Below are 11071 nucleotides of genomic sequence, written 5' to 3'. Positions count from 1 at the left end.
AGGCGATGGCCGGAATCCAGGTACTTGCGTTCGAAGGGGGTCATCGACTGTGCCGGCGCGTACGGCTGGCAAAGCGCCGCTCGGCCGGTGAGTTGCTGCACCGCCAGACAGTGCTCGGCGATGTAGATCGGCCAGTTGCTGCGGCACTCGAGGACGCCGCCGAGCGCAAGCAGTGCCGGGAAAACCGGGTGGCCATGCCAGCGTCGGCGCAGGTGGCCGATTTTCGGCCAGGGGTTCGGGTATAGCAGGTAGTGACGGTCGAGCTGCACGCCGGCGTCGAGCAGCAGTCGCCAGTAGTCGACCAGGTCGGCGCGAACCAGGTCGAGGTTGGCCGGCCACGAGCAATCGGCACCTTGAGCTTGCTGGCTTTGCTGGCCGCGTTGCAGGCGCGCGGCCGACTGGTCGACGCCGATCACGTAGTGCCCCGGGAACGCCCGGGCCAGAGCGACGCTGCTCTCGCCTACCCCGCAACACGCGTCGAGGATCAGCGGTGCGCCCGGCGCCAGGCGCTGGAAGCGCTCGAAACTGGCCGCAAAAGCGGCCCGGTTGTAGTCGGCATAGGGCTTGCGGAAAGGCGTCTTGAGGTGCCGCTCGAGGACCATCGGCAACTGCTCATGGACCGTGTTTTGCGCACTGCTCGGGACGCGAGAGTTGTGTTGCATCGGCTGCCGCCGCTCAGAGCGCCGCTGGCCGCAGCGGCGCCGCTGGCCGCAGCGGCACCCCATGCCGCTCGAGCGCCGCGCTGATCTCGGCGACGCCGCGCAGCGATCTGACGGCCATGAACAAGGCCTCGGCTTCGACGAAGTTGCGCCGTAGAGACCCCAGCCAGAGTTTGAGCCGACCCGGCGCGTGCCGGGGAGTGACCTTGGCGCAGACCTGCTGCCAGTACGACGCCAGCAAGGGCTGCAGTTGCCGCCAGTCGGCCGAGCGGTCGACGTCGACCGCCTCGCCAGCGAGCTGCGCGCGAATTCGCCGGGCGAGAAATGGATCGGCGACCGCACCGCGGCCGATCATCACGTCGTCGCTGCCACTCACCGCGCAACAGCGGCGATGGTCAGCGACCGTCCACACCTCGCCGTTGGCGACCACCGGCTGCGGCACGACGTCACGGATGCGATCGACCCACTCCCAGTGCGCCGGTGGTCGATAGGCGTCGGCGCGGGTGCGCGCATGCACAACCAGCGCGACGATACCGCCGGCCGCCAAGGCCCGCGCGCAATCCAGCGCCTTCGCCGTATCGCGAACGCCGAGCCGCATCTTGGCGGTCAGGGGGACGGCTGCCGGTACCGCCCGCCGGACGGCGGCAACGATCCGGAACAGCTGCTCGGGATCGGCGAGCAGCATCGCGCCACCGCCGTGCCGATTCACCGTCGGCGCCGGGCAACCGAAGTTGAGATCGATCCCTGCCGGCGCCAGCTCGACCAGTTGCGCCGCGTTGTCGGCCAGGCAAGCCGGATCGCTGCCGAGAAGCTGCACGACGACCGGCGTACCGGCGCGCGTTCGGCTGCCCCGGTCGAGCTCCGGGCACAGTCGCCGGAAGGCGCGCGGCGGCAGCAGATTGCCCGAAACGCGGACGAACTCGCTGACTGCCAGGTCATAGCCGCCGACGCGCGTCAACACGTCGCGCAGCACGTCGTCGACCAGACCTTCCATTGGTGCCAGCAGTAGTTTGCCCATCGTCCGCCCGAATCAGTGCCGCCAGCCGCCCGTCGTCAGTAGTCAATCGTCGCCGCGCTGCCGCGGAAACCAGCGCTCAAGCAAGCGTGCCGCCCAGTCGCGCCCGCCGAGACCAAAAGCCAGCGCCAGCGCCAGAACGATACCGGCCAGCAGGATCAGGAAGGTTTGCTGCACCAGGCCGGCGCCGATGTCGAGGTGATCGACAGCGATCAGCACGACGAAGACGACAATAGCGTAATGGGCGATCCGGCCAAGCACTTCGGCGTCGCTGATGCCGACGTTTTGCAGGTAGGTGTGCACGACGTTGGCGACAAAGCGGCCGAAGTAGCTACCGACGATGATCACCAGCAGGCCGACCAGAAGCTTCGGGAGGAACAACAGCACGCGGGTCAGCAGATCGGTGACCTGCTGCAGGCCGAGGCCGTTGAAGGCGATGATCAGGGCCGCCAGAATCACCACCCAGTACAGGACGACGCCGAACACATCGGTGGTATCGGTTTCCGTGCCCCCCTGCTGCAGGAAGCCATCCACACCCGCCCGCTCGGTAAGGACGTGGAAATTCAGCGCCCGCAGCGCCTTGACGACGGCGAAGCGCACGGTTTTGGCGATCAGCCAGCCGGCGATCAGGACGACGACCGCGACGGCCAGGCGTGGCAGGTAAGCACCGATTTGCAACATGAAGGCGCGTAGCGGATCAACGATGACTTCGAAGTCTTGCATGTCTATCTCCTTTTCAAGCGTTCTCGTCGAGGCCGGCCAGCGCGGCCATGCCGCGCAAGGGCACGCCGACCCAGTCCGGACGATTCGCCAGTTCGTAGCGCAACTCATACAGCGCTTTCTCGAGCTCGAACAGTTCAATCAATTGCTGCTGCGCCGCGAACGCCTCGCCGCTGGCGTACAAGCCAGCGCCTATCGCCTCGCCGCAGTACGAGTCGAGGAAGGCCGCACGCGCTTCGTGCAACCAGGCAGCGGCAACCGGCGCCAGCTGATCGACGTCGCCCTCGTGCTGCGTCGCCTGCTGCAGCGCCGTATGGCGCGCGTAGTCGAATGACCGCAGCATGCCGGCGACGTCGCGCAGCGCTGAATGCTTGTGCCGGCGCTCGGGCAGCGATCGTGCGGGCTCGCCTTCGAAATCGATGATCACGAAGTCGTTGTTCACCAGCAGCACCTGGCCGAGGTGGTAGTCGCCGTGATAGCGCGTCTTCAAGCCCTGCGGCGACTGCTGCGCACAGGCTTCAAGGCGCTCCAGCAGGCGCGGCAAGCCAGCGACGACGGCCGCCGCCAGCGGCTGCAAGGACTGCGGCAGGCGTTCAGCTTGCGCCGCCAGCTCATCGATCGTCGCCAGCGCATCGTCGTGCACCTGCTTGACCCACAGCGGAATGTCGCTGGCCAGCACCGGCTCGGGATCGAAGGCGTCATCGCCGGTGCGCTGCGCCAGCGCCGCGTGCAATTGCGCGGTGCGCACCGCCAGCGTCCGCACCAGCGCGACAAAACCGTCGGGCAAGGCGGCCTCGCCCGGCGCCGCGCCCGCCGCTTCGAGGTAGCGGACCAGCGCATCGACGGCGAAGGTCCACGCGTCGCCCTGGTTGTCCACGCAGGCCTGCAGCAAGGCCAGCGTGCTGACCGCACCGGCTTGGTCGACGTACTCGAGATGACCGGCCACCGGCACGCAGTGTGGGAACTTTACGACGTCGGTCAGGAAGCGGCCAACTTCGAGCTCCGGGTTGATGCCTTCGCGGATGCGCCGGTAGGCCTTGAGGAACAGCTTGCTGCCGAGAACGGCGACACTGTTGCTGCTCAAGCCGAGCAACTTGACGGGGCTGAGCTCGCCGGGCTTGGCGCGCGCCAGATCGGCGAACGAGCGCGTTGGTACGAAGCGCAGCTGGCCAGCACCGGCCTTGACGACGCGGCTGGCGCCAATTGCGTCGACGATCGCGTGGCAGAAAGCGTCGTCGGCCATCGCGTCGCCCATCAGGCCGACGGCCGCCTGCTGGCGGACCTTGGCCAGCGCTCCCGGGGCGATATTCCGGATGCGCTCTTCTTCGCCGTCGTCCCAGGCCAGCGCCAGCGGTAGGAAGTAGCGCCCGGTCTGACGCGGCCCGAGGACGTCGGCCAGCGCCAGCAGCCAGGTCCGCTGGTCGGCTTCGAGGCGCGCGTGTTCGACGATCTGCACGCGTTCGATGCGCTCGCCCTTGGCCGCGAACCAGCGTTGCCGTTGCACGTAGGGCGGCGCCAGCTCGCGCTCGAACTGCGCGCGCAGCTTTTCGGCCATACCGATCCGCCACGGCACGACGTGATCGCGAAACAGGCTAGCCCAGCCGTCGAAGAGGACCAGCACCGGTAGCGTGTCGGGGGCCAGCCGCTGCTCGTACCACTCCGGCGCGGCGGTGTCGGTGCTGAGGCGAAACCAGTAGAAGGCATGCCCCGGCAAGGTCAGCATGTACGGCAGTTCGCCGAGCGGCGGAAAAGCGTTGCGGCCGGTCATCTCGACCGGCACGCGGCCCTTGAAGCTCGCCAGATCGAGTTCCACCGGTTGCGCCGAGCGGCTGACGTTGGCGACGCAGAGAATGACGTCGTCGCCGTATTCGCGCAGATACGCCAGCACCTTGCGATTGCCCGGATGCAGCAGCTTGAAGCTGCCGCGACCGAAGGCCGATGAAGTCTTGCGCACCGCCAGCATGCGCCGCGTCCAGTTGAGCAAGGACCCCGGCGCGCGCAACTGCGCCTCGACGTTGATCGCCTCGAAACCGTACACCGGATCCTGGATCGGCGGCAGATAGACGCGCTGCGGGTCGGCGCGCGAGAAACCGCCGTTGCGGTCGGAAGTCCACTGCATCGGCGTGCGCACGCCGTCGCGGTCGCCAAGAAAGATGTTGTCACCCATGCCGATCTCGTCGCCGTAGTAGAGCACCGGCGAACCCGGCATCGACAGCAGCAAGCTGTTCATCAGCTTGATGCGTTCGCGGTCGTTCTCCATCAGCGGCGCCAGCCGGCGCCGGATACCGAGGTTGATCCGCGAGCGCTTGTCGGCGGCAAACATGTTGTACATATAGTCGCGTTCCTTGCTGGTCACCATCTCGAGCGTCAGCTCGTCGTGGTTGCGCAGGAAAATCGACCACTGGCACGATTCGGGGATATCGGGCGTCTGCTGCATGATCTCGACGATCGGATGCCGATCTTCCTGGGCGATGGCCATGAACATTCGTGGCATCAGCGGGAAGTGGTAGGCCATGTGGCATTCATCGCCATCGCCGAAATATTCGCGGACGTCCTCCGGCCACATGTTGGCCTCGGCCAGCAGCAGCTTGCCGGTGTAGTTCTCGTCGAGGCTGGCGCGGATTTCCTTGATCACCGCGTGCGTCTCGCGCAGGTTCTCGTTGCTGGTACCGTCGCGCTCGATGAGGTAGGGAATCGCGTCGAGCCGAAAGCCGTCAACGCCCATGTCGAGCCAGAAGCGCATGGTCCGGATCACCGCCTGGCGGACGTGCGGATTGTCGAAGTTGAGGTCCGGCTGGTGGCTGAAGAAACGATGCCAGTAGTACTGCTGCGCGACCTCGTCCCAGGTCCAGTTCGACTTCTCGGTGTCGGTGAAGATGATGCGCGTGCCGGCGTATTTCCCGGGATCGTCGCTCCAGACGTAGTAATTCCTTTTCGGCGAGCCCTTCGGCGCCCGCCGCGCCGCCTGGAACCAGGGATGCTCGTCCGAGGTGTGGTTGACCACCAGTTCGGTGATGATGCGCAGCTCACGCTTGTGCGCCTCGCGTACCAGCGCGCGAAAATCCTGCCGCGTGCCGTAGGCGGGGTGCACGTTGCGATAGTCGGAAACGTCGTAGCCGTCGTCACGAAACGGTGACGGATAGAACGGCAGCAGCCAGATCGTATTGACGCCGAGATCGGCGACGTAATCGAGTTTCTCGGTCAGGCCGTGGAAGTCGCCGATGCCGTCGTCGTTGGAGTCGAAGAAGGCCTTGACGTGCAGCTCATAGATGACGGCGTCCTTGTACCACTGCGGATCGGCGGCCAGGCCGGCGGCGTCTTTCTCTGCTTTCACGATGCTCATCTCCCCTGCAACTAGACGGTGACCGATTCGTGCGTGCAAACTGCTGGAGGACCTCCACCGCCGGGATGGTATTCATCGCCGCACGCGCTGCGAAACGCGCCGAACAAGCCAGCGCCGCTTCGCACCATGCTGGAGCTTATTGCTGCTTGCTCTTGCCTTTGCTCTTCTTCTTCGCTACCGGCGCCTCCTCCGACCCCTGGACGCCCAATTGCCCACCGGTACCGAGGCCGCCCTGGACTTCCTGCGCCTTGTAGTTCTTTACCGCCCGGACGATGTTGTTGTACGAGTCGGTAAATGCCGCGACGATGACCTTGCCCTCGGCGGTATTGGAATAGCCGCCCAGCCCGCCGCCCGCACTGCTGCCAAACAGGCTGCCCATGGCGCCGAAGTCCATGTTCTTGGCGCTCCCTTCGGCTGCCGCCAGCTGTACGCCTGAACGGTTGTCGATGATCGTCAGCAGCGTGCTGGCCTCCTTGACGTTCATGCTGCCGGCGACGGCTCCGAGAACGCCGAGACTGCGGCTGAGGCCACCCAGACCGCCGGCCATGCCCCCAGCGTTCTCGTTGCTGAAAGTGATCGATGGGCTCATCGAATAGTCGGCCGATACCATCTGGCCCTTGTGGAACTTGGAACCTTTGCGCAGTTCCCCGGAGTCTTCCAGGGCGCGCTCCTGCATCATGTTGTTCATCGCCCGACCACGTTCAACGACCACAAAACAGTTCGACTGCTGGATCAACAGCTTGAGCACCGGTGTCGTCGAACCCAAGCGCATCTGGCCGGTCAGGATCCCGTACCACGGCGCATTGGTATCCTCGACGACGGCGATGGTCCCCAGCGAACTGGCGCAGCGTTCGAGTTGGCTGTTGGCATTCTGCGAATTGGCGCCGCCAGCCGAACCCGTCGCGGTGGTCTTGGCGCCCGCCGAACCCATATCCATGGTCGCACAACCGGCAAGCAAGGCGCTCGCTGCGGCCGCCACGACCACCGATGTCGTTTTACTGGAACTCAACAAAGACATCTTTCCCCCTCCATTGGCAATTGTCGGAATGTGGTATGAGCAACCGCCAACAGCGGACAGCGCCACCACGGGGAGCAACTATACCAGCTTGAATCCCTACGGCGGCAGTAGGATCGGCGTCCGCGGCAAGGCCCTCGGCGCCAGGCACCGGGCCAGGAAAGACGCGTGCAGTCCGCTAGAAGCCCCCCGTTCCGAGATTTTCACGCTCTGCTGCAAGGCTTGAGCACTGCCGATCTTGCCTTACAATCGCCGCTAGAACTGGCCCTTGGCCGTTTGCTCCGGCGCGCGGCGCGGCAACGAAACGCTGCGTAGGGCAACGCAGTAAGCGCGTGCCGGGTCACTGATCGACACCTTACGGGACAAGAAGACACCATGCCGAGCTTGATACGTGCGCTGCGTGCCGATATCACGACACTGACCGTCGACGCCATCGTCAACGCCGCCAACTCGTCGCTGCTCGGCGGTGGTGGCGTTGACGGCGCGATCCACCGTGCCGCCGGCCACGAGCTGCTGCGCGAGTGTCAAGGTCTGGGCGGCTGTCAGACCGGCGACGCCAAGCTCAGCAGCGGCTACCGACTGCCAGCCAGATACGTGATTCATACTGTCGGCCCGATCTGGCACGGCGGCAGCCGTGGCGAGCCCGAGCTCCTGGCTTCATGCTATCGGCGCGTGCTCGAAATCGCCACCACACAGGGGATCCGCACGCTCGCCATCCCGAGCATCAGCACCGGCGTCTATGGCTACCCGATCGAACTGGCCGCCAGCGTTGCGGTGGCGGTGGTTCGTTCGTCACTGCCCGCGGGCGGCTCGATCCGAGAGCTGATTTTTTGCTGCTTCTCGGCTGACGACCTGCGCGTTTATCAGGACTTGCTCGGCGACACGGCGACCTGAAGGCGATCGCCGCGCGGCCATCGGCACGTCGCCGTTGGCGGCATCAGCAGCGGCTGCCGGCAGGGCACGTCGCCACGGCACTGGCCACCGGCGTCAGCGGCCGCCCGTCGTTGCCCCAGGCGCGCACGCCGCCCTTAACGTTGTAGACCTTCTGGTAACCCGCCTGCTCGGACAGCAACTGGCTCGCCGCCCGCGTCCGGTTGCCACTGCGACAGATGACGATCACCGGCTGATCGGGCTTGGCGACACCCTGCACACTCGCCAACCAGGCCGGCTGATCGACACGTCCACTCGCGTCGACGTAGGTGATCAGCTTGCTGCCCGCGACGACGCCACTTTCGTGCCATTCGTCGGCGGTACGGATGTCGATGAGCGGAACGCCCGCGGCGCGCAGGCGGGCGAGTTCGGCATTGTCGATGTCGACGACTTCGGCGGCAACCGAAAACGCCATCAGCAATGCGGGAAACAAGAAGGCGATGCGGCGGACCATGTTCGTTGCTCCAGTGACTGCGAGTCACCATCTTACTCTCGTGCGCTCGGCGCTGGCCAAGCGGACAAAGCGCCGCCAGCTCACGGCGCGTCACAGCGCGTTGCAAAACGCGGCGTGCCTCGCTGTTCGGCCGTCGCGTAAGTATTCGGTGAACCCGTAGCCCCCGCTTTTTTGGTCGGCGTGGTTCAGTCAGCGATTGGCGGGTAGACCGGAAATCTGGACTGGACACAGCAGCGGAAATCCGGCACCATGCGGCGCATGGACACGGGTGCGGACATCATTGGCGGAGGATCGGCGGCAAGTCACCGCCAAGTGGCGCCGTTCGCCGAGGTGTTGGTGACGTTGACCAAGGAGCAGGAAATCAAGCTCCGCTGGGAGGCCAGCTTCTGGCGGAGCCAACATCGACAAGCGCTGGTTCGGTTGGCGCAATCGGAGGCCGCTCATCGGGTGGAAATGGCGCAAGCGGCGGCGCGCGAGGCGGCCTTGCGCAGCGAACTGGAGCAGGCCAAGGGCAAGATCCGCGATCTGCAAAAACGCCTGTTTGGTCGCAAGTCAGAACGCTCTTCGGGAGCCGAGAAGAACCCGGCGGCGGACCAAAAATCGTCGCGAGCTCGAGGTCAGCAACCGGGAGCAGCGGGTCACGGGCGGAACCCGGAAAGTCACTTGCCGACGCAGATCGAGGTCATCGACATCGACTGCCCGCATTGCCCGGACTGTGGTCTGGGCTACGTCGACTTTCCCGGCACGGAAGACAGTGAAGTCCTCGAGATCGAGGTCAAGGCCTACCGCCGGAAGATCTGCCGGCGGCGCTACCGGCGGACCTGTCAGTGTTCGGGCGCGCGGGGTATTCTGACCGCGCCACCGCCGGCACGATTGATCCCGCGTGGAAAGTACGGCGTGTCGATCTGGGTGCACCTGCTGCTGTCGAAGTTCTTGTACGGCCAGCCGACGCATCGGCTTCTGCGAGACTTGTCCGACCACGGACTGACGCTCTCGGCAGGAACGGTGGCCGGCGGACTGCGTGCCTTGGCACCGCTGTTCGAGCCGCTTGAAGAAGCACTGCTTGGCCAACTACGCAGCGAGAAACAGTGGCACGCAGACGAGACCCGCTGGCGGGTCTTTGCCGAGACCGAAGGGAAGGTCGGACATCGCTGGTATTTCTGGGTGTTCCACGGCCCATCGGTCATCCACTTCGTGCTCGACCCGAGCCGCTCGGCGGCGGTGCCGATCCGGGAGCTCTCCGGTAGCGCCGGAGGAGTCATCATCTGTGATCGCTATTCGGCCTACAAGAAGCTCGCGCGAGTTCTTGACCACTTCATTCTGGCTTTCTGCTGGGCACATCAGCGGCGTGATTTCCTGGAACTGGCCAACGCCCATCCGGAGCTCGCGGACTGGGCACTGGCCTGGGTCGAGCAGATCGCTCAGCTCTACCACTTGAATGGACGGCGCCTGGAAGTCCGTAGCGACCCAGTACAGTGGGCCGAACGCGACCGCGCCTTGCGGCAGGCGATCACGCAAATGGCCAGTCAACGGGAAAGCGAACTGGCGAACCCGGCGCTCAAAATGCCGGCGAGCAAGGTGCTGCGAAGCATGCGCAAACATTGGTCCGGCCTGACCGTCTTTGTCGACCGCCCCGAGGTGGCGATGGACAATAATGCCGCCGAGCGCGCACAGCGCACGCCGGTGGTCGCACGCAAGAACTTCTATGGGTCGGGCAGTCTCTGGTCCGGCGCACTCGCCGCGACGATGTTCAGCTTGCTGCTGACGCTGCGCTTGTGGGGAATCAACCCGCGCACCTGGCTGACGGCGTATCTGGAGGCCTGCGCCGCCAACGGCAACCTGCCGCCGACGGACTTGAGTGCCTTTCTGCCCTGGGCGATGGCGACCGATCGACTGGCTCAGATGCGTGGCATCCCGGTCGATCAGAGCCGTCCCATCGATAGCTCGTGAAGCCTTATTGCGGGCGTCACTTTACCGACGACGAACTGCAGGCCCTCTGCCGCCTGATCGAAGCCCATCCTGGCAGCAGCCGCGCGCAACTGTCGCGCCAGGTGTGTGAGCTCTTCGACTGGCGTAAGCCCAATGGCGAGCTGAAGGATATGACCTGCCGGGTGGCCATGCTGCGTATGCAGGCCGACGGCCTGCTCACCCTGCCGGCGGCACGACGGGCCGCTCCTCGCCAACCCGAGTATCTGCCTACTCACGCCACCGATCCACAACCGTTGCTCACCCAGCCGGTGCATGAACTGCCGCCGCTGCGTCTGCATCAGGTCGTCGGTTCGGCGAACTCGCGTCTGTGGAACGAGTACATCGCCCGCTACCACTATCTCGGCCACACGCCCATGGCGGGCAGTCAGAGCCGCTACTTCGTCTTCGCCGGCGAGACCCTGGTCGCCTTGCTCAGCTTCGGCGCCAGCGCCTGGAAACTCGCCGCGCGCGAGCAATTCATCGGTTGGCACGATGAGCAGCGACAAAGGAACCTGCAACTGGTGGTGAACAATGCCCGCTTTCTGATCCTGCCCTGGATCCAGTGCAAGGGCCTGGCCTCCAAGATCCTCTCGCTTATGCAGCGGCAATTGCCCAAGGACTGGCTGGCGCGCTACGGCTACCGCCCCGTACTACTCGAAACCTTCGTCGAGACGCCCCGCCATCGCGGCACCTGCTACCAGGCCGCCAACTGGATCAAGGTCGGCCAAACCGCCGGCCGAGGCAAGAAGTGCCCCACCCGCAAGTCGATCCTCCCGATCAAGGATATCTGGCTCTATCCCCTTCACCGATCCTTCCGATCAGTCCTCTGCCGCTAACCCGCCTCGGCAATGGCGCTGGCGCGCTACGGGTTGGCCGAATACTTACGCCGTCGGTAAGTATTCGGTGAACCCGTAGCCCCGGTTTTTTTGGTGGGCGAGCTTCCGTCAGCGATTGGCGGGCAGCCCGG

The 11071-nt window shown here is 65.3% G+C and carries 9 protein-coding genes (1 of these 9 only partly in view); 3 read left to right on the top strand and 6 right to left on the bottom strand.

The window, feature by feature from the left end:
* The 5 genes from QZ656_RS01175 to QZ656_RS01155 all read right to left on the bottom strand — a co-directional run.
* A protein-coding gene (locus QZ656_RS01175; RefSeq protein ID WP_291991662.1) for a methyltransferase domain-containing protein crosses the window boundary here: on the bottom strand, positions 1–662 show its 5' portion. 28 nt of this gene lie to the left of the window's left edge; only the first 662 of its 690 coding nucleotides appear in the window; its start codon is at positions 660–662; the stop codon falls past the left edge of the window.
* Between the two features lie 13 nt (positions 663–675).
* Complete coding sequence (locus QZ656_RS01170; protein WP_291991661.1) at positions 676–1677, bottom strand: tRNA-dihydrouridine synthase; 1002 nt, start codon at positions 1675–1677, stop codon at positions 676–678.
* A 42-nt stretch (positions 1678–1719) separates the two neighbouring features.
* Positions 1720–2397 carry a hypothetical protein gene (locus QZ656_RS01165; RefSeq protein WP_291991660.1) on the bottom strand — a complete coding sequence of 226 codons (678 nt, stop codon included), beginning with the start codon at positions 2395–2397 and terminating at the stop codon, positions 1720–1722.
* A 13-nt stretch (positions 2398–2410) separates the two neighbouring features.
* On the bottom strand, positions 2411–5728 hold the full coding sequence (gene treS / locus QZ656_RS01160; RefSeq protein ID WP_291991659.1) for a maltose alpha-D-glucosyltransferase: 3318 nt from the start codon (positions 5726–5728) through the stop codon (positions 2411–2413).
* 145 nt (positions 5729–5873) lie between these two features.
* Positions 5874–6746, bottom strand: a complete 873-nt coding sequence (locus QZ656_RS01155; RefSeq protein WP_291991658.1) for a CsgG/HfaB family protein — start codon at positions 6744–6746, stop codon at positions 5874–5876.
* A gap of 381 nt (positions 6747–7127) precedes the next feature.
* Between QZ656_RS01155 and QZ656_RS01150 the strand changes: the two genes are divergently transcribed.
* Positions 7128–7646: an O-acetyl-ADP-ribose deacetylase gene (locus QZ656_RS01150; protein ID WP_291991657.1), complete on the top strand. Its 519-nt coding sequence runs from the start codon at positions 7128–7130 to the stop codon at positions 7644–7646.
* Positions 7647–7689: 43 nt separating this feature from the next.
* Here QZ656_RS01150 and QZ656_RS01145 read toward each other — a convergent pair whose 3' ends face one another.
* Positions 7690–8136, bottom strand: coding sequence for a rhodanese-like domain-containing protein (locus QZ656_RS01145; RefSeq protein ID WP_291991656.1), 447 nt, complete (start codon positions 8134–8136; stop codon positions 7690–7692).
* A gap of 249 nt (positions 8137–8385) precedes the next feature.
* Between QZ656_RS01145 and QZ656_RS01140 the strand changes: the two genes are divergently transcribed.
* Both QZ656_RS01140 and QZ656_RS01135 read left to right on the top strand, forming a co-directional pair.
* Positions 8386–10086 (top strand): IS66 family transposase, encoded by a 1701-nt coding sequence (locus QZ656_RS01140; RefSeq protein ID WP_291991655.1) that lies wholly within the window; start codon positions 8386–8388, stop codon positions 10084–10086.
* Positions 10083–10940 (top strand): DUF4338 domain-containing protein, encoded by an 858-nt coding sequence (locus tag QZ656_RS01135; protein ID WP_291991654.1) that lies wholly within the window; start codon positions 10083–10085, stop codon positions 10938–10940. The genes QZ656_RS01140 and QZ656_RS01135 overlap by 4 nt, the downstream gene beginning before the upstream one ends.
* Positions 10941–11071 lie beyond the last annotated feature (131 nt).

The organism is Candidatus Accumulibacter sp. ACC003, assembly GCF_907163085.1.
Lineage (GTDB): Bacteria > Pseudomonadota > Gammaproteobacteria > Burkholderiales > Rhodocyclaceae > Accumulibacter.
The sequence above is the reverse complement of the archived record's forward strand: the minus strand, read 5'-3'. Positions and strand labels throughout refer to the sequence as shown.